The organism is Metabacillus rhizosphaerae (assembly GCF_037201795.1).
Classification (GTDB): Bacteria; Bacillota; Bacilli; order Bacillales; family Bacillaceae; genus Metabacillus; species Metabacillus rhizosphaerae.
This window is the reverse complement of record NZ_CP147403.1, coordinates 5,155,653-5,174,308: the sequence shown is the minus strand read 5'-3', so window position 1 is coordinate 5,174,308 and position 18,656 is coordinate 5,155,653. Positions and strand designations below refer to the sequence as shown.

The following is an 18,656-nucleotide window of genomic DNA, read 5'->3' as shown; positions in this document are numbered from 1 at the left end:
ACTCATCATTGCCGTATACGAGCATGAATTTTTGGCTATGTGTGTTTTTTTCCGTCAGTACATCTAATTATGAAACGTTATTTTAAACTAAAAGGCCTTGTAACTTCCGAAAGTTTAATTAATTTGATTCAGCCATATTCAACTGATTTACAAGTTCTTTTTTACCGTACAGGAAGTAGTAAAGGACAGACGTTCCAAAACCTATGATTCCTAAAATCGTATAAAGGGTAGTATAGCCAGTTGTTTGAATGACCAATCCAAGAAGAAAAGGGCCAAATCCAGTGCCTATGTCAAAAAATATAAAGAAAGTTGCAGTAGCGAGACCCATGCGGTGAGGCTCAGCCAAGTTAATTGCTATTGTCTGACCGACTGACGAAATGTTTCCAAAGCCTAAACCAATCAAAGCAGCTGCTAATAAGAAGATTACACTGTTACTTGCTGAACTGAGGAGCAGCATTCCAGTTCCAAACAGGATAAAAGCTGGATACATAACAAAGTTCGCTCCCCTTTTGTCCACCAAACGGCCAGTGAATGGACGGGATACCAAGACGGAAGCAGTATATACAATGAAGAAAAAACTTGCAGTATCCACCAAACCTAACTCGAGTGCATATAAATTTAAATAAGAAAGAATACTCGAGAAACAAAGTGTTGCTATAAGGATAATGATAACTATGGGAAGAGCTCTTGGCTCGATCAATCCTGAAAGCTTAAATCCTGCATTTTCGTGTTTCATTTCCCTTGTATTCGTTGAAGGGATTTTAACAAAGAATCCGGTAACTAAACTAATGATTCCTAAAGCAAGGCTGAAGCTAAATATCATGTTGAAGCTTGAATGCTGACTCATGTATAGGCCGATAAATGGACCGAGTCCGGTAGCCAGTGCTGTACTTACAGCAAAGTAGCTAATTCCTTCTCCTCTCCGTGATTCCGGTATAGTGAGAGCGACAATTGTACCAATTACGGTAGTTGCTATACCTACTGTAATACCGTTTACGAAACGGCTCAATAAGAGAAAATAAATCCCGTAATCTATAAAGTATAAAAATGTAGTTAATGTAAAAAAGATCAACCCGGACATTAATATTCGTTTTTGCCCAATCTTATTCATGAACGGACTAGTAAACAATCGACCAATTAATGCACCAATTACGAAAATACCTACTACAAGACCAGCTTGGCTGGTAGATGCATTGAATTCATTTGAAGCATAGAGGGCGATTGTTGCATTTAATAATAATAATACTAACATTAAGAAAAAATTGACTATTGAAAGAATAATAAAATCTTTCGTCCACAATTTTGATTTTGTTTGCACTGTTTTCTCTCCTCTTCCTTGAATATTTGTCCATTTTAGTATCTATTAAGAGTATAATTTGCTGTCATCTGGCACTACTCAATGCTTGCCGCATTGCGAATTTGATATATTCCTATATATTAACTCTTTTTTGAGACATTCTTTAGAACAATGAATATTCTATACTATGACCTATTGACGATACATAGATTAAATAAAGTCTTTTGGCTGTTTGACTTTATATTTAAAGGTCATTCAAACAGATAAAAAATTCATAAAGGATTTATGTAACAATATCCGCATTATAATGAAAGAATTGGGAGAGAGAGACCGATTAACATGGCCAGTAGCTGCAGCTAGAGTAGAGAAATTTATCATGCCGTATTAATGTGTTTGTTGTCATAATGTTTTAATGGAAAGATCGTTACTAAATTATTTACAAAAAGCCCTAGCTTGGTAAATTCATCTCCAAGCTAGGGCTTTATTAGAGAAGATATGCATCGTATTATATGACCAAACATCTCCTCTTTATAAAGGTAACTATCTACTAATAACGATCGACAATTTATAGTTTGCAAATTTATTTAATTCTTTTAAGAATTGATCTAATACTTCATTAGAAGGAATTAACATTCAAGCAAATAGCAACTGTCTCCACTAATTTTGTAATTATTTATTACATAGTTATCTTGTGTTTCTATAAAAGCTAAATAGGGTTGATGATGGATATTGTTGATATAAATATTTAGAAATACATGTATAGTAAAGCCTAACTTCACATACTTCACATCGATACTGCATCCATTTATTTTACCAATCTCTATTAACTTTGTTACTCTTGAAGGGTCGCTGGTACAGTGAGATGCACTTTTCCCTCTAATTCCTTCATTGTCATTCGACTATTTTTTTTATAATTCGTCCAGTAATTTCTTAACCATTACATCAAACATATCTTGTTTCCTTTCTCAAAAATAGGATTGCTTTTAAATAATGCGTTCAATATACACTTTTTTATGCTTGCTTAAAATTTTTAAAAATAAAGTGAAAACGTGAAATAACTTTATTTTCTCTATGTAATTATCGATTGAGAAAATATATTCTTATTACCATACAAAATCTAAAAGGCATGTACTGCATTAAATCAGATTGATTTTGTATAAGTTTAAAAGAAAATTCATTTTTTTAGAGGTGACATAATGAAAAAATTTGATATATCTGTTTTATCAGTTGCTCCATTAAGACAAGGAGAAGTAATGAAGCAAGGGATTGATTCTGCAGTGTCATTGGCCAAAGCTGTAGATAAACTGGGCTATAAACGGATTTGGTTTGCAGAGCATCATAATCACGATGCCTATGCAAGTGCAGCTACCGTATTAATGGTGCAGCATATATTAGCCAATACACAGGATATTCGCGTAGGTTCAGGGGGGATTATGCTGCCAAATCATTCTCCATTGGTCGTAGCAGAGCAATTTGGAACACTTGAAACCTTATATCCAAATCGAGTGGATTTGGGATTAGGGCGTGCACCAGGAACAGATCAAAAAACTGCCGATGTCATTCGTCGGTCAAATCATAATGGGGTATTTTTCTTTGAACGAGAAGTAAAAGATATTTTGCGTTATGTAGGGAATGAGAGCGTGCAAGAAGATGTTCGTGCTTATCCCGGTATTGGAACAAATGTACCAATTTTTGTGTTAGGTTCATCAACGGACTCAGCTAAAATCGCTGCAAATCTTGGTCTGCCTTACGCATTTGGTGCTCAATTTTCACCTCATGCGATGGAGGAAGCACTCGCTATTTATCGAGAAAATTTCCAACCGTCTGCTTATTTACAAAAGCCTTATGTAATTGCTTGTATTAATGTGATTGCAGCTGATTCAATGGAAGAGGCAACATATATTTCGGCAAGTCATTTGCAGGTATATATCGATATTTATACAAATAATTTAAGTCAGCTTATTCCACCAACTAAAAACTTCCTTGAGTCATTATCACAAGCTGAATTAGAAATTCTTCATCATCGACTAGGATATACAATTATGGGCGATGAAGAAACAGTTCGTCATGAAATCATTGATTTCCAACAGACGTATCAGGTAGATGAACTCCTTGTGATATCAAGTATTTACGAATTGAAAAAGGAAATTCATTCTTATGAGATATTAAAACACGTTGTGGATGAATTGTTTGAATAAAGGATAGAGCTTATATTTAAAAGTGCGAGTGTCCTATGATCTTCGACAATTAGAGTTTAATAATTGAACTAACAGTAAAAAGGATCTTCAAGTTAAGTTGAAGATCCTTTTTCTATACCTATAATGCATCAATATAGTTTAAGCATCTACATTTACAAAAATCTTAATGTAACTTATCAATTACAATAGATAATTTATAGTTTGCATACTTGTTTAAATCTAATAAAAATTGGTTTAATGCTTCATTGCTCGGAAATCTGCACTCCAAAAGATAACAGCTTTCACCACTGATTTTATAATTATTGATGACATACCCCTCTTTTGTTTGGATAAATGAGAGATAAGGTTGATGGTGTGTACTTTCTATATAGATATTGATGAAGGCATACGTATAGCACCCTAATTTCGCTTGATTTACTTTAATGCTATATCCTTCAATGACCCCATTGTCCTCTAATCTCTCCACTCTAGCTGCGGCTGCTGGTCCTGTTAAGTGAACTCTCTCCCCTAATTCTTTCATCGTAATCCGGCTATTGCGACTTAACTCCTCTATAATTCGCTTATCTGTTTGATCCAACTGAACGTCAACTCCTTTCAAAAATAAAGTCAAACGGCAAAAACACTTTACTTTATCTGTGTATTTGAATGTAACACATATTATACACTTAACACTGTCAGGAACATAAAAGAAAAGGAGTTGTAAAGATGAAAATTACACAAATTCGAAATGCAACAATCGTTATTGAATATGCAGGAGAAAAGTTTTTAATAGATCCAATGCTAGCCGATAAAGGTGCATACCCATCTTTCCCTGGTACAATTAGGCAAGATCAAAACAATCCAACAGTGAGTTTACCAACCTCTGTTGACGATATTATTAGTGGAGTTAAGGCAGTCATTGTGACTCACTTACATTTAGACCATTTTGATGAGGCAGCGCAAAGACTTTTACCAAAAGATATTAAAATGTTCGTTCAAAATGAAGGAGATGAAAAGGAAGTCCAAAATGCCGGATTCCAAAATGTAGAGGTATTAACAAAGGACACTGTCTTTGAAGGTATCCAATTAGTTAAAACAACAGGCGAGCATGGAAGAGGAGAAGAACTATTAAAGCGTATGGGGGAAGTATGCGGCGTTGTCTTTAAACATCCAAGTGAAAAAACATTGTACGTAGCTGGTGATACAGTTTGGTATGAGGGTGTACAGGAAGATTTAGAAACCCATAAACCAGATATTATTGTCGTCAATGGCGGAGATAATCAAATCATAGAATTCGGTTCGCTTGTTATGGGAAAAGAAGACATCTATGAAGTACACAAGGCGGCTCCTAATGCTAAGATTATTTCTGTTCATATGGAAGCTGTTAACCATTGGACATTATCTAGAGAAGATTTGAAAAAATTTAGTGACGAAAAAGGGTTCTCTAGTAGTATTTTAGTACCGGAAGATGGTGAATCCCACACATTTTAATAGGAATACCGACAGATATTGTCGAGTTCGAGTTCATATTAAAAAACTAGAATTAGAAGAAGCTCATAATTATTAACTATTAAATTATGGGCTTCTTCTAATGGCGATTGTAACTAAATGTTAGTGGATTGAAAATATACAGAAAAACACAAATGAAAATAGTTCAAATTTATTTAATTAGGAGGTAGAGTTCATGACAATAAAAGATACAAATACCTCTCCACAACAGCCTGTATGGTTGCAAGCATATATTGATTCACCAGAAAGAAAAATACAGCTTTATAAAATAGAGTTAATAAAAGAAGCTTAAAAGAGGATATGAAAGGGTCGGTTAAATTTATTAGTATGATGTTTATCAAAATGCTTTTTGTTTTATGGCTAAGCTTTTGTAAGAAATGTTACAGGTAGAGAAGTTTCAGTGGGAATTTGCATATATAGGGTTTAATGGTTAATGAATTATATGCGACAAAAGATTAGAATGCAAATGCGAAAATAAATCACCAAAAATGGGATCAAGATAAAGCATCTTGAAATAGGACACAACTTTTTTGTGAATGGACTGTATTCGCAGGTGGTTGTTCCCTTTTATAATTTAGTTATACAATTAACAGTTAGGAGAGGTGATAAATGATAAGTAAACCATTTTTAAAGCGTTCTCAAAAAAAACTACCCATTCATGAAATGAAGAGCGAACAAGTTAGCTTTTTTTTAAAGCGTTTTCAAAAACAAATACCCTTTCAGATTTTAGTAGGTTTAGGAATGTTGTTTTTGTTGATTTTCAGCTATATACCAATGTTTGGAATTATTCTCGCATTCAAGGATTATAAAATTTCTACCGGAATTGAAGGAATCTTTACAAGCGCATGGGTAGGGTTCCATCATTTTAAAACACTGTTCAATGATTATAACTTTCCTACTCTTGTACGTAATACCTTGGCACTCAGTATTTTAAAAATCATATTCACCTTTCCGATTCCTATTATTTTTGCAATAATGCTAAATGAGGTTAAAAATGAGCACTTTAAAAGGTTTGTACAGACGGCCAGTTACTTACCACACTTCATTTCATGGGTTGTTGTAACTGGAATTGCATACGCTTTCTTTTCTACTGGATATGGCATCTTTAATGATCTGTTATTATCTTTAAACATTATTGATAAGCCATGGGATGTGTTAACGAATTCCGATTCATTTTGGGGACTGGCGGTAATGACAGCAATATGGAAAGAAGCTGGTTGGTGGACCATCATTTTTCTGGCTGCATTGGCTGGCATTGATCCTTCCTTATACGAGGCAGCTGAGATGGATGGAGCTGGCCGAATTAAGAAAATTTTGCATGTAACCTTGCCAGGGATTAAAGGAGCAAGTATTGTCGTTCTCATATTATCTATCGGGAATATACTTGGAGGAGGTTTAGGTGGGTCAAACTTTGATCAAGCAATGTTGCTTGGTAATTCCCTGAATAGTGAAACATCGCAGATTATACAAACTTATGCATTCAATGTTGGATTGGCACAAGGCAGGTATTCATTTGCTACAGCGATAGATTTAATGCAATCTATCATCTCTGTGTTTTTAATTTTTACAAGCAATTACATTGCCAAGAAGGTGTCAGGAACTGGTTTATTTTAGACCTAATGTTTTAGAAAAAATGAGGTGAAAACATGCGAAGAAAGAGAACCTTAGAAGATTGGATAATGGACAGCTTTATTACTGTTATCTTACTTGCTGTCGCTCTTGTCACATTATATCCATTTTACTACATTCTTCTTATTACATTTAACGATGGCGCAGATACGGCTTTAGGTGGTATGTATTTGTGGCCTAGGGAATTTACCCTTAGTAACTATATTTACTTTTTTGAAGATGACAAATGGTTAAAAGCCTTCTTAATTACTTTTTTTAGAACCATAGTAGGAACGGTGCTTGCAGTGTTGTTTACAAGTATGGTTGCTTACGGACTAGCCAAGCGTGATTTAATGTTCCGGAAGTTTTATTTCGTAGTTGTCATTGTAGCTATGAATTTTTCAGGTGGTCTGGTTGCCTATTATATTGTACTTAGAAACCTTGGACTGATTAATTCATTTGGTGTATACGTGATACCTAGTATGCTCAATATTTTCTTTTTGTTGATTGCCATCTCCTTTTTCAAGGATATTCCTGAGGAGCTTTCTGAGTCAGCGCGAATTGACGGTGCGAGTGAATTTCGAATATTAGTAAAAATCATATTACCTATTTCATTACCACTAATGGCTACTATGAGTTTATTCATGGGATCAGGTCAATGGAATTCCTGGCTTGACTCGGCTTACTTTGTACAAAATGAGGAATTGCGAACATTGACTTATCGTATGATGCAAGTTATAAATCAGTCACAAATTCCTGCTGGAGATTCCCAGGCACTTTCTTCGATGTCTAAAGCGACTGTAACTCCATTCTCCGTCCAGGCTACAGCCATGGTTGTATCAATCGTACCTATTTTATGTGTGTATCCATTTCTTCAAAAATATTTTGTTAAAGGTATGATGCTTGGTTCAGTGAAAGGTTAAATATTGATTTTACAATCTTCGATATATTACTGGAGGTTATAAAATAAATAACTAAATGTGGGGGAAGCATATGAATAAAAAAAGTAAACTTCTTATTATCCTATTAACTATCTTATCATTAGTTGGAAGCCTGCTGGCAGGATGCTCTAATAACAACAGTGAAGAAACGGCTGCGACCAATCAAACTAAGCAAGGAAGTTCATCGGATGAACCTGTAGAACTAACCATGTTTGTCGATGCTACCTGGTATCCGTTTCAGGAATGGAAAGGGGAAATCCCTGAATTAATCACAAAAGCTACTGGAGTTAAACCAAAAATCACAGTGGCTACTGATCCGAAACAATTGTCATTAATGGTAGCATCAGGGGATCTTCCAGATATCGTGCTCTCATTTGACTTTCAACTGATGTCAGATGGAAATATTAGCCTTCCTTATAATGAAATTTTCCCTAAATATGCTCCAAATGTAAAGTTTGATCCAATCAAGGAATTAGTTAATACCGTTGATGATGGAAACTATTATGCAATACGTAATGATTTCTCTACAGAAAAGGAATGGAAAGAAAACCCATATGCTCATATGATGGTTCCTGGTCTTGCATTGCGTCAGGATATACTTAAAGAGATTGGAAATCCCGAAATTAAAACGTTAGATGACCTCGATACTGTATTCGAAAAGGTTAAACAAACTCATCCTGATATGACTCCGTTGATTTTGAATCCAAACTGGACTCGACAGTTTTTTGATGCCCAGTTTGGCGCAACCAGTGGCGGTTTTGCTGATCAAGATGGAAAGTTGGTATATTATTTAAGACAACCAAGTGTTGAGAAATCCATGTTGTATGTGAACAGTCTCTACCGTAACGGATATGTTACTTCTGAAAATTTTGCTTATACAAATGAAGGGCAAACAGAAGAGATGATGATGTCCGAGAAGGGTTTTGGGTACTCTTGGACGTATTCAGGAGCAGATCGTCTGAATTCAAGTGCAAAAGACTTTAAATTTGTTAATGTAGCAGATCCATTAAGCCCGAATGCAAAAATATATAATACGGGGGTAGGTGGATTGGGAATGTATGTTACCAAAAACAATAAAAATATTGAAGCTACTGTTAAATTTCTTGAATATTTATACTCAGATGAGGGTTGGAAGTTAGCTCAATGGGGCGTTGAAGGTAAAGATTGGGTTTGGAACGACAAAGGGTATCCCGAATTTAAATATGATCCGCAAAATATGGATACTTTAAAGGAAAAAGGAGTTTATTGGTGGGGTGTTCCGACAGAATCCGGAGTCGGCATGGCAATTAGTTCTTTTAAAGAAGGTTCCGAGACTACCCGACAAGGTGAACAATATTCTAAAATTATTGAATTTAACCCAGCTATTGGTATGATAACGCCAAAGGTTGATTCTGAAGAATCAATCATCAAGAACAACATTGATGAGATGGTTAAGACTGAAATTACAAATGTGTATTTGGCACCGACTGAAAAAGAAGCTATTAAAGCCTATGATGAATTAATTGCCAAGGCTGAAAAGATAGGCATGAAAGATCTAGAGAAGTGGGCAAACTCATTATACCCAGATTTAAAAAAGAATTATGAAGAGTTGGCAAAATAGTTTCAAAGTAATAACTTGAACTCATACAGAACAAGTATGAGTTCAAGTTATTTCACATAAAGAAATCACTTTTATATTTCGTAAGAGAAGAGAAACGATATGAAAATACTACTTAAGAAAATGCTCAATAAGATTGAGAATATGCAAATCAGCCAAAAAATGATTTTAGGATATCTCTTAACTATTGTTTTGCCTTTTTTGCTTTTTGCCTATGTAATTTACTATCAAATTTATGACAAGCTGGCTAATCAATATGTATTGGCTAATCAACAGAACATAGAGCAGCTAGCTGGCAACCTTGATGATAGACTTGGTAAAGTAGAATCACTTTACTCTATTTATCAAAACAATTCGGTACTAATCGACTATCTTCAGGGGGAATACAAAAACGACCGTGATATGATTTACGCCTATTTGAAAGAAATTCGTTCTGCTATTTCATTTTCTTATCTGGCAGATCCTTTGGTAGAGGAAGTAACCATTTATCCTAAAATGCAGAATGAATTATTAACTGTTCCAGGGTTTAAGAACTATAACGAAATTGCCCATTTCTTAAATTCCGAAGAGTTACGAACTTTAACCCCAACTAACGGGGCTTGGAAACTGTTTAATGCTTCTCAGGAATCCTTCCTAGTTTATTATCACAAGCTATATAGCAACTCTTTTTCAAAGGAGATTGGTATAATTGAAATTAAAATTTCTACAGATATAATCAGTGAATTATTACAAGCTATTAAAACCATTCATCCGAAGAGTGACTTGTTTTTACTGCAACAGAAAAATAACAGTGTGATTTACCTTTCTAGAGATATAGAAAAAAAACAAATCGAGGCAATCCAGAAGGATATGATTAGAAATAGGAGTGATTACTTTTCTTTTAATAAAGGAAAATTATTTATCAATTCGACTAGTTTGCAAAGAATTGGAATGACTGTAGTTGAAGTGAACCGAAAAAACACAATTTTTTCAATCAATCGTAAACAGTATTTATGGTTAGCTGGAGGAATCGTAATGCTCATACTACTTACAATTCTCTACTATCTAATTGTTACTTTTATGACTAAACGAATTGTTTTCTTATCACGTCACATGAAAAAAGACGGTTTAAATTATTATACTGGTAACTTTGGAAAAGATGAAATCGGCTATCTTATTTCTAATTATAATTCGATGATAACTCGGATTAATGATTTGGTAAATAGCGTAAAAAAGGAGGAAAGGTTAAAGAAGGAAGCAAACTTCAAGATGCTTCAAGCCCAGATTCACCCTCACTTTCTTTATAATACTCTGGAAACAATGAGGATGCTGGCCAAAGCAGACCATAATAAAACCTTGGAAAACATGGCTTATTCTTTAGGACATATGCTTCGATATAGTCTTTCTAATAGAAACGATACGACCATTCAAGAAGAGCTTGAGCATGTGAGATTATATATTGCCATACATCAAATTCGAATGCACGAATTGAATTTAGATCTCCAAACTGATGAGACAGTGATGTCAATCCAATGCCCCCGTTTCATATTACAGCCCTTGGTTGAGAATTGTATTAAACATGGGTTAACAAAGAAAAGAGGACTTAAGAAAATTTCTCTTTTTATCAGTGTAACATCAGGTAATACCATAATTGAAGTTGAAGACAATGGTATTGGTATGACTGATGAAAGGTTGGCTTTTGTTCAGAGTGTTCTTCAGGGAAACAGTGAAACAGAGTATATTGAAGGGCAAGAGGTAGGCATTGGTTTAGTAAATATAAATGAAAGAATTAAAGCCTATTATAATAGTAATTCAAATCTTAGTATTGCTAGGAGTTTAAGTGGCGGAATACGCTGCACACTGAAACTATGTCAGAAGGAGAGCCAACATGTTTAAGTTGATGATTGTTGATGATGAGCCTATCATTCTCCAGGGCATTAAAGATATGGTGCTGGAATCGAAAACAGCCTTCACCAAAATTGTAGTAGCAAACGATGGATTTGAAGCACTGGATAAGATGGAGTATTTTCAACCAGACTTGATTATAACGGATATTCAGATGCCCGAAATGACTGGATTGGAATTTATACGACAAGCCCGAAGGAAGCAAGTAAAACGATTTATTATTTTAACAGGGTTTGATGTATTTGAATATGCCCGACAGGCCATTCAACTTAAGGTTGTTGATTATTTATTAAAGCCTATTAATGAACAGGATTTATTTCGGTTATTGAAGAAAATCTCTGTTGAGCTAACTGATGAGAAAAAGCTTGATCAAAATAATAGTCAAGAACAAAATGGGCAGCCAAATGATAATATTAAGATTCTAGTAAAATATATGAAATCTAATTACATGAATGATATTTCTTTGTCGGATGCAGGGGAATATTTAAACATGCATCCAGTCTATATTGGACAGATTTTTAAGAAAGCAACAGGATGTACATTTGTCCATTTTTTAAATCAATTACGTGTTGAGAAAGCAAAGGAAATGCTTAAGGAAATGAAAGACTTATCGCTAGAGAAGATTGCTAAATGTGTGGGCTATGATAACCCAAGAACATTTTATAAAGTATTTCGAAAATACACTGGTAAAACTCCTGGTCAATTTAGGGAGGAATAGTTCTTTTCTTATCCGATGGTTATGGATGTAAAAAAATGAAGCATTTCTTGAGAGGAAGTAAAGTATGGATAAAAAACAATTTTTAGAAGAGATTGATAGAGTAATTAAAGTGGGGAAATTCAAAGATAACTGGGATTCACTCTCACAATTTAAGGTACCTGATTGGTACAGAAATGCAAAATTCGGTATCTTTATTCATTGGGGAGTGTATTCAGTTCCGGCTTTTGGAAGTGAATGGTATTCTAGAAATATGTACATTCAAGGATCAAAGGAATACGAACACCATGTTAATACTTACGGTAATCATAAAGAGTTTGGTTATAAAGATTTTATTCCTATGTTCAATGCAGAGAAATTTAATGCGGATGAATGGGCTCAACTGTTTGAGGCTGCAGGAGCAAAATATGTAATGCCTGTCGCGGAACATCATGATGGTTTTCAAATGTACAAAAGTGATCTATCTCATTATAATTCATATGAAATGGGACCTAAGCTTGATATATTAGGAGAATTAGGAGCAGCTTTTAAAAAACGAGGGCTTGAACTTGGTGCGTCAACTCACAGGATTGAACATTGGTTTTTTATGGGACATGGAAAGGAATTTGAAAGTGATATTAAAGAACCTCTCGTTTGTGGAGATTTCTATTGGCCAGCAATGCCTGAACCAGACCATCAAGATTTGTTCAGTCCAGATCCATCTCAAGAGTTTCTAGAAGATTGGTTGATGAGAACCTGTGAAATTGTTGATCAATATCATCCAAAGATTGTTTACTTTGATTGGTGGATTCATCATAGTGCAGCAAAAACTTATCTAAGAAAATTTGCTGCATATTATTATAATCGTGCAGAAGAATGGGGCATAGATGTAGCAATCAACTATAAACATGATGCATTTATGTTTGGTGCAGCCGTTGTTGATATTGAGAGAGGTAAGTTTGCAGATCAAAAGCCTTATTTTTGGCAGACTGATACTGCTGTAGCAAAAAATTCGTGGTGCTATACAGAGAATAACAAATATAAAGCAGCAAAAGATATTATTTGTGATCTTGTTGATATCGTAAGTAAAAACGGTTGTCTTCTGTTAAATATTGGACCAAAAGCGGATGGAACGATTCCAAATGAAGATAAAGAGATACTATTAGAAATCGGTGAGTGGCTGAAAATTAATGGAGAGGCTATTTATAACAGCAAAGTATGGCGTGTAGCTGGTGAAGGACCTACTAAAATTGAAGAGGGACAGTTTACTGATAGTAAAACGACCGTATTTACTTCTGAAGACATTCGTTTTACAGTTAATGGATCATATATTTATGCAACCGTTTTGAACTTTCCTGATTCTGGACAAATGAAAATTAAATCTCTAGGTGAAAAAAATGCATCTAAACTTCCTGAATTTCATGGTATTATAAAAGACATTTCAGTATTGGGTTTCGATGAAACTCCAATTTGGAAACGTACGGAAGAAGAATTATCCATTATAACTAATAACGTAAATAGTGAGAAGCCAGTTGTCTTCAAAATATTGGTTGATTAATTTAGTATAAAGAAATAACGAAATTCAAAAGGTACCGTGAAAAATTTCCGGTACCTTTTGTTTGTAGTAGGTAGAGTTATTAATTTCCATTATACCCAAAATTTGGAGAGGATACCGATAGCTGGTATTATATTTTTATATGTTGACATACCTATCAGGGGTATGGTAAATTTGTTTTGTGATAACGAGCCGATATTTCAGACGGTCATCGAAAGGGGGATGCATGATTGGAAGACTTGATGATGCTTTCTGAAGAAACATGTTGCAGCACACAAGAAAAAGAACGTGACAACTATCCTAGTGACTTACAAGATAAGCTCATTAAAAGGATGAACAGGAAGAGAGTCCAATTAAAGGAATAAACAATATGATAAGGAAAAAACTTATTGTATGATATTTTACATTAAATCTCAGCAGCTCAAGCAGCATTAGATTCTGTTTCTCGAGTTTTGTTAGAGAGTCATATTAACACTTGCGTAATTGAACGCTTAAAACAAGATGATCCTGACATAATGAAAGAGTTTCTAACTAACTTTTCTAAAATCACAAAATAAATTTAAAAAGCTATTATAAATACCGTACATGGGTATAGTAAAAATATTAAATAAAAAAAGAATAATAAAATCATTTAAGGAGGAATTATTTTATGCACAAGTAAAACTTAATGTACAAGGGATGCTTGTGGACATTGTATTAATTTTAATGTAGGTAAATTAAATGGCGTAGAATTCGTCAAAGTTCATCTTGATATGGTCCAATGTGATCTAATCGAAATTCCCATTAACTTTGTATAGGGTAGGGCGGTGGCGTTACTTTATAAAAAATTAGCAGATTAAATGGAGGTTTTTTCAATGGCAAACGAAAGTTTATATCAAAAATCTTATATTCGTAGAATACCAGAGATAGGGAAGCTTGCACCTGATACGTTTAAAGCCTTTCTCGCATTTGACCGACAAGCATTGGCAGAAGGGATGATCACTAAGAAAACGAAGGAACTGATTGCAGTAGCGGTTGCTCATGTCACAGGATGTCCGTATTGTATTAATGATCATGTGTCTGGTGCGAGAAAATTAGAAGCTTCAAAAGAAGAAATTACGGAGGCTGTCATGGTGGCAACGGCGTTAAAGGCCGGTTCTGCGATGGCCCATGGATTGAATGCCTTAAACGCTTTTGATGAAATGGGAGGGGAGGAGCTTTATCAGCGATCTAATTTGGCGCGGTTTAAAGAATTTAGGGAATTAAGTCCGGAAGCCTTTAGTGCTTTCAACAAATTTGATCAGGAAGCGATGAAACCGGGGTTAATCGGCAGAAAAGAAAAAGAGTTAATTGCCGTTGCTGTTGCTCATGTTACTGGCTGTGCCTATTGCATTGAGGTTCATACAAAGTGCGCGAAAAAACTGGGTGTTACTTTGGAAGAGCTGGCAGAAGCTATTTTTGTAGCGACGGCTTTAAAAGCAGGTTCCGCACTGGCGCACAGTGTGAATGCTTTAAATGCCTATGACAGCCAATAATGAGTGAATATGATGGTTAGAACGACGATTTTTACAGAAAAGGCACCTAAAGCGATTGGACCGTATTCCTAAATCATTCAAGCAGGAGACTTTCTGTTTCTCCGGGCAGATTCCAGTCGATCCGGAAACCACTGAAGTTGTCGGGTATGACAGTTTATTATTGTGAATGAATAATACAGTAAATACCTAAGGAAAAAAGTTATCCATTTATAAAAATAAAAAGCCGATAATGATAGATGTATGAAATGAGCTAGTCAAGGATACCACTTGACAAAAACTCATTCATACAACTATTTGGTAGCTAAGAGAAACGTTTCATGCAATCCTGTTAACTTATAACAAGTCAAATATATTAAGAGTGGAATCACATGGCTGAATCGAAAACAAATTTAAAGACTGTTTGGTATGGAAATATAAAAGGTAGTGAGAGAATTGAATCGAATAATTTTGAACAAGCATCGCTATACCTGAATCTTCGGGTGGTACTGGGGAAGGTGCAGAGCCTAAAGGATTACTTGTAAGTTCTGCTGCAGCTTGTTATTCAATGACACTTGTTGCTATGCTTGAAGCAAGAAAATTGAATGTAACTGGACTTACTATGAATACCGAAGCAACCAATTCAAAGGAAGAAGGATTCAAAATTATTATTATTCATTATCCTCATATTATTTTGTCTGCTGATGCAACAGAAGACCAGATTCAATCAGCTAATAGAGCAATTGTGGCCGCAGACAAAGCTTACGCAATCGGAAATATGTTGAAAAAAGCAGATGTTCAAATAGATATTGAAGGTAAAGTATCTATATCATCTAAGGAAGAAAATTAGTAAATATCTGAAAGATTGCTAATTAGACTAGTGTTAAAAAGAATGGGAAGACAAATCGGTAGGTTTATATAAGAATTGAAAACCGGAATTAAGAAATAACTAGTATAAACAAGTAACGATTGTTTGCTAGGCGGAACAAACATTAAAAGAAGCACAATGGAAAAGAACGTTGGATGAATGGAATGACATGTTGGAACAAGATCGAACGTGGGAAAGTAGTCCTCACACGGTTCTACTTGTCCAGTCAGCGCTAAAGAGTTGACTGACGGCAGCAATATTTCAGGTCCGCTGTTATAGAATCTACTTGTATTTGAAGGGACTAGAAACTAGAAGGTAATTTGACGGATTCATAGGACCTTTAAAGGAGAATCAATATGAGAAAGGTAAATGAGCTAACTACGCTTAAGATGGTTGAAGAGTTTCTTGAAAATCATGAATTGAGCTTCTTGTACGTATCTACACCAGAGTGTAGTACTTGTCACGCTATATTACCTAAGCTAAGGGAACTGCTGGATCATTACCCACTTATCCACCTGGGGCACATTGATGCTTGTAAGGTAGAAGAGGTAGCAGGAAAATTTTTAATTTTAACAGCTCCTATTATGCTTTTTATGATAGATCAAAAGGAATATTTACGAGAGGATCGGTATGTTCGCTTTGATCGATTAAAGGAAAAGCTAGAACAGATTTACGAGATGTATACCCGGTAAACACTTTCTGTTAGATTCTAAAAATATAAAGGGTTCGTTAAAACAATAAACTAATCTGAGGTGATAATATATTAGTAAATGTAATTTTATTATGAAAAATATCTTCATTAATACCATCCTAACCAATTGAAAAAGTTTAGAGGAATCATGGCTGATTCAACCACAGCACATGGATCTAGCTTCTTAGTACTGATGATGGAGAAATATACGTTGTAATATTTATTAGGGGAGCTAGTTTTTTTATAAAAGTATACCAACTTTTGGATTTAAATTAATTCTTGTCAATATGATTCAAATGCACTATAATGAAGTCAATTAATAAAAAAATAATAAACCGGACATGTTACTGGTCATGCAGGCAGGATCCATGAAGACGATATCTTATCCATCGATATGATATTGTTTTTAGGGATCCTGTCTTTTTTGTTAGCTTATATTTTCGGCCGAAATGTAAGCGTATAAAGTTATCCTGAGGAGGATTTAATATGGATTACAAAAAAACAGCAGCTGACATTCTAAAATATGTTGGTGGAGAAGACAATGTGGTTCATCTAGGTCATTGTGCTACAAGATTACGTTTTACACTTGCAGACGATAGCAAGGTAAATATAGATGAACTTAAAAAAATTAAAGGTGTTTTAGATGTAGTGAATAGAGCACAATTCCAAGTAATTATCGGAAATAATGTCATTGAAGTGTATGATGAATTGAACAATCTTGGAAAGTTTGGACAGCAAAATAATAACGTAAACCAAGCAAAAGGTAAGCAAAAAATTGGAGCAACAATTTTAGACTTTTTAGTTAGTGTATTCCAGCCTTTAATTCCTGCAATGGCAGGTGCTGGTATTTTAAAATCAATGCTTTTGCTATTATCGGTTCTTAATCTGATAGATGAGACTGGACAGACTTATATTATCCTAACGTCCATTAGTGGTGCAGTATTTTACTTTTTACCAATATTAGTAGCTATTACTACGGCAAATAAATTGAAGGTAAATAACTTAGTTGCCGCATCAGCAATGAGTATTCTTTTATTCCCTGACATGACCAAGCTTTTAGCTGAGGGTGCAAGTCTATTTACAATTCCATTAACAAATGTTAACTATTCAGCACAAATTTTTCCGTCTATACTAGGTGTTATTTTCTACGCTTATATGGAAAGATTTTTTACCAAGATTTCACCAAAGCCTATTCGAGTTTTCTTTATATCAATGATGTCAATGCTTATAACTGTTCCAATGACACTTTTAGTTTTAGGACCAATTGGATTTCAGGCTGGGACATTATTAACGACTATTATTTTGTTTGTATTTGATAAAGCTGGATGGATTGCAGTAGGTCTTCTTGCAGCAATACTGCCATTTATGATTGCAACTGGTATGCACAAGGCATTAACTCCATATGCGATTAATACTATTTCTTCCACTGGAAGGGAATTTCTTCTATTACCAGCGTTATTAGCGCATAATATGGCTGAAAGTGGTGCGAATTTTGCAGTTGCTTTACGTGCAAAGGAAACAGAACTTAAATCTATTGCATTATCTGCTGGTATTTCTGCATTATTTGGTATTTCAGAACCAGCACTCTATGGAGTTACATTACAAAGGAAACGTGTACTTATAAGTGTTGTAATATCATGTTTAATTGGCGGTTTAAGTCTTGGCCTATTTGCTGTAGGAGGATCAACACCTGTAAGCCCAAGTGTTGCAAGTATATCAATGTTTATAGATCCAACTAACGGAAAAAATATTATTTTCGCTCTTTTAGGTTTAGTTATTGCTTTTGTATCAGCTTTTATCATTACACTTATTTTGTGGAAAGAAGATAAAGAAAATATTGAACAAACAGTAGTTGGTCAAACTGCTAATAGCGGCGTAATGGTTAATAAGAGTGTTCAAATCAAACAACCAGTTCAAGGAGAAGTAATTCCTTTATCTGAAGTAAATGATAATGTGTTTTCAACAAAAGTGATGGGTGACGGAATTGCAGTTATTCCTTCAATAGGAGAACTTTACGCACCAGCTGATGGGGAAATTAAAATGGTGTTTAATACAAACCATGCATTAGGATTGGAAACAGTCAATGGAGCGGAAATATTATTCCATATTGGTATTGATACAGTGAACCTTGGGGGGGAATATTTCGAATCCTTTGTGAAGGTCGGGGATAAAGTAAAGTCTGGGGATTTACTTGTTAAATTTGATTTGCAAAAAATTGTTGATGAAGGATATGATCCGGTCACAATTGCAGTAGTCACGAATAAAGATAAATTTTCAGTAAAAGTGACGGATTTAACTTCTGATAATGATTCATTGATGACTGTAGCTGCGTTAGGAAACTAAAT

Annotated in this window: 16 protein-coding genes and 2 pseudogenes; 15 read left to right on the top strand and 3 right to left on the bottom strand. The window is 34.7% G+C overall.

What is annotated here, in order from left to right:
- Window positions 1-118: 118 nt before the first annotated feature.
- Both WCV66_RS24640 and WCV66_RS24635 read right to left on the bottom strand, forming a co-directional pair.
- Window positions 119-1,318: an MFS transporter gene (locus tag WCV66_RS24640; RefSeq protein WP_338787237.1), complete on the bottom strand. Its 1,200-nt coding sequence runs from the start codon at window positions 1,316-1,318 to the stop codon at window positions 119-121.
- A gap of 519 nt (window positions 1,319-1,837) precedes the next feature.
- A pseudogene (locus WCV66_RS24635) lies at window positions 1,838-2,247 on the bottom strand (Lrp/AsnC family transcriptional regulator).
- Between the two features lie 246 nt (window positions 2,248-2,493).
- Between WCV66_RS24635 and WCV66_RS24630 the strand changes: the two are divergent.
- The gene (locus WCV66_RS24630; RefSeq protein ID WP_338787236.1) at window positions 2,494-3,495 is read left to right on the top strand and encodes an LLM class flavin-dependent oxidoreductase; all 1,002 of its coding nucleotides are present in this window, start codon (window positions 2,494-2,496) and stop codon (window positions 3,493-3,495) included.
- Window positions 3,496-3,658: 163 nt separating this feature from the next.
- On the opposite strand, the gene WCV66_RS24625 is transcribed toward WCV66_RS24630, so the two are convergent.
- The gene (locus WCV66_RS24625) at window positions 3,659-4,015 is read right to left on the bottom strand and encodes an Lrp/AsnC family transcriptional regulator (protein ID WP_413789696.1); all 357 of its coding nucleotides are present in this window, start codon (window positions 4,013-4,015) and stop codon (window positions 3,659-3,661) included.
- Between the two features lie 185 nt (window positions 4,016-4,200).
- On the opposite strand from WCV66_RS24625, the gene WCV66_RS24620 reads away from it, so the two are divergent.
- The 14 genes and pseudogenes from WCV66_RS24620 (at window position 4,201) to WCV66_RS24560 (ending at window position 18,654) form a co-directional block, all read left to right on the top strand.
- Complete coding sequence (locus tag WCV66_RS24620) at window positions 4,201-4,965, top strand: MBL fold metallo-hydrolase (protein WP_338787234.1); 765 nt, start codon at window positions 4,201-4,203, stop codon at window positions 4,963-4,965.
- A 193-nt stretch (window positions 4,966-5,158) separates the two neighbouring features.
- Window positions 5,159-5,251: pseudogene (locus tag WCV66_RS26945) on the top strand (hypothetical protein); the annotation flags it as partial.
- A gap of 395 nt (window positions 5,252-5,646) precedes the next feature.
- Entirely contained in the window at window positions 5,647-6,597 is a 951-nt protein-coding gene (locus WCV66_RS24615) for an ABC transporter permease (protein WP_338789552.1), read from the top strand.
- 32 nt (window positions 6,598-6,629) lie between these two features.
- Window positions 6,630-7,514 (top strand): carbohydrate ABC transporter permease, encoded by an 885-nt coding sequence (locus tag WCV66_RS24610; RefSeq protein ID WP_338787233.1) that lies wholly within the window; start codon window positions 6,630-6,632, stop codon window positions 7,512-7,514.
- Window positions 7,515-7,584: 70 nt separating this feature from the next.
- Window positions 7,585-9,132: an extracellular solute-binding protein gene (locus WCV66_RS24605; protein ID WP_338787232.1), complete on the top strand. Its 1,548-nt coding sequence runs from the start codon at window positions 7,585-7,587 to the stop codon at window positions 9,130-9,132.
- 99 nt (window positions 9,133-9,231) lie between these two features.
- Window positions 9,232-11,004, top strand: coding sequence for a sensor histidine kinase (locus tag WCV66_RS24600; RefSeq protein ID WP_338787231.1), 1,773 nt, complete (start codon window positions 9,232-9,234; stop codon window positions 11,002-11,004).
- Window positions 10,997-11,731 (top strand): response regulator, encoded by a 735-nt coding sequence (locus WCV66_RS24595; RefSeq protein ID WP_338787230.1) that lies wholly within the window; start codon window positions 10,997-10,999, stop codon window positions 11,729-11,731. The genes WCV66_RS24600 and WCV66_RS24595 overlap by 8 nt, the downstream gene beginning before the upstream one ends.
- Window positions 11,732-11,795: 64 nt before the next feature.
- On the top strand, window positions 11,796-13,265 hold the full coding sequence (locus tag WCV66_RS24590; protein ID WP_338787229.1) for an alpha-L-fucosidase: 1,470 nt from the start codon (window positions 11,796-11,798) through the stop codon (window positions 13,263-13,265).
- A 227-nt stretch (window positions 13,266-13,492) separates the two neighbouring features.
- Window positions 13,493-13,627, top strand: a complete 135-nt coding sequence (locus WCV66_RS24585) for a hypothetical protein (RefSeq protein ID WP_338787228.1) — start codon at window positions 13,493-13,495, stop codon at window positions 13,625-13,627.
- Between the two features lie 87 nt (window positions 13,628-13,714).
- On the top strand, window positions 13,715-13,819 hold the full coding sequence (locus WCV66_RS24580; RefSeq protein ID WP_413789615.1) for a hypothetical protein: 105 nt from the start codon (window positions 13,715-13,717) through the stop codon (window positions 13,817-13,819).
- Window positions 13,820-14,116: 297 nt separating this feature from the next.
- On the top strand, window positions 14,117-14,776 hold the full coding sequence (locus WCV66_RS24575) for a carboxymuconolactone decarboxylase family protein (RefSeq protein ID WP_338787227.1): 660 nt from the start codon (window positions 14,117-14,119) through the stop codon (window positions 14,774-14,776).
- Between the two features lie 457 nt (window positions 14,777-15,233).
- A complete protein-coding gene (locus WCV66_RS24570) occupies window positions 15,234-15,602 on the top strand; it encodes an OsmC family protein (protein WP_338789550.1) in 369 nt (122 codons plus the stop codon).
- Window positions 15,603-15,976: 374 nt separating this feature from the next.
- Window positions 15,977-16,312, top strand: coding sequence for a thioredoxin family protein (locus tag WCV66_RS24565; protein ID WP_338787226.1), 336 nt, complete (start codon window positions 15,977-15,979; stop codon window positions 16,310-16,312).
- Between the two features lie 485 nt (window positions 16,313-16,797).
- Window positions 16,798-18,654, top strand: coding sequence for a beta-glucoside-specific PTS transporter subunit IIABC (locus tag WCV66_RS24560; protein ID WP_338787225.1), 1,857 nt, complete (start codon window positions 16,798-16,800; stop codon window positions 18,652-18,654).
- Window positions 18,655-18,656 lie beyond the last annotated feature (2 nt).

Excerpts from the sequence above, each read along its gene's own strand:
- WCV66_RS24630 (WP_338787236.1), top strand. The coding sequence starts at position 2,494 with ATGAAAAAATTTGATATATCTGTTTTATCAGTTGCTCCATTAAGACAA.
- WCV66_RS24600 (WP_338787231.1), top strand. The coding sequence starts at position 9,232 with ATGAAAATACTACTTAAGAAAATGCTCAATAAGATTGAGAATATGCAA.
- WCV66_RS24565 (WP_338787226.1), top strand. The coding sequence starts at position 15,977 with ATGAGAAAGGTAAATGAGCTAACTACGCTTAAGATGGTTGAAGAGTTT.
- WCV66_RS24595 (WP_338787230.1), top strand. The coding sequence starts at position 10,997 with ATGTTTAAGTTGATGATTGTTGATGATGAGCCTATCATTCTCCAGGGC.
- WCV66_RS24590 (WP_338787229.1), top strand. The coding sequence starts at position 11,796 with ATGGATAAAAAACAATTTTTAGAAGAGATTGATAGAGTAATTAAAGTG.
- WCV66_RS24575 (WP_338787227.1), top strand. The coding sequence starts at position 14,117 with ATGGCAAACGAAAGTTTATATCAAAAATCTTATATTCGTAGAATACCA.
- WCV66_RS24560 (WP_338787225.1), top strand. The coding sequence starts at position 16,798 with ATGGATTACAAAAAAACAGCAGCTGACATTCTAAAATATGTTGGTGGA.
- WCV66_RS24610 (WP_338787233.1), top strand. The coding sequence starts at position 6,630 with ATGCGAAGAAAGAGAACCTTAGAAGATTGGATAATGGACAGCTTTATT.
- WCV66_RS24605 (WP_338787232.1), top strand. The coding sequence starts at position 7,585 with ATGAATAAAAAAAGTAAACTTCTTATTATCCTATTAACTATCTTATCA.
- WCV66_RS24620 (WP_338787234.1), top strand. The coding sequence starts at position 4,201 with ATGAAAATTACACAAATTCGAAATGCAACAATCGTTATTGAATATGCA.
- WCV66_RS24625 (WP_413789696.1), bottom strand. The coding sequence starts at position 4,015 with ATGAAAGAATTAGGGGAGAGAGTTCACTTAACAGGACCAGCAGCCGCA.
- WCV66_RS24615 (WP_338789552.1), top strand. The coding sequence starts at position 5,647 with ATGAAGAGCGAACAAGTTAGCTTTTTTTTAAAGCGTTTTCAAAAACAA.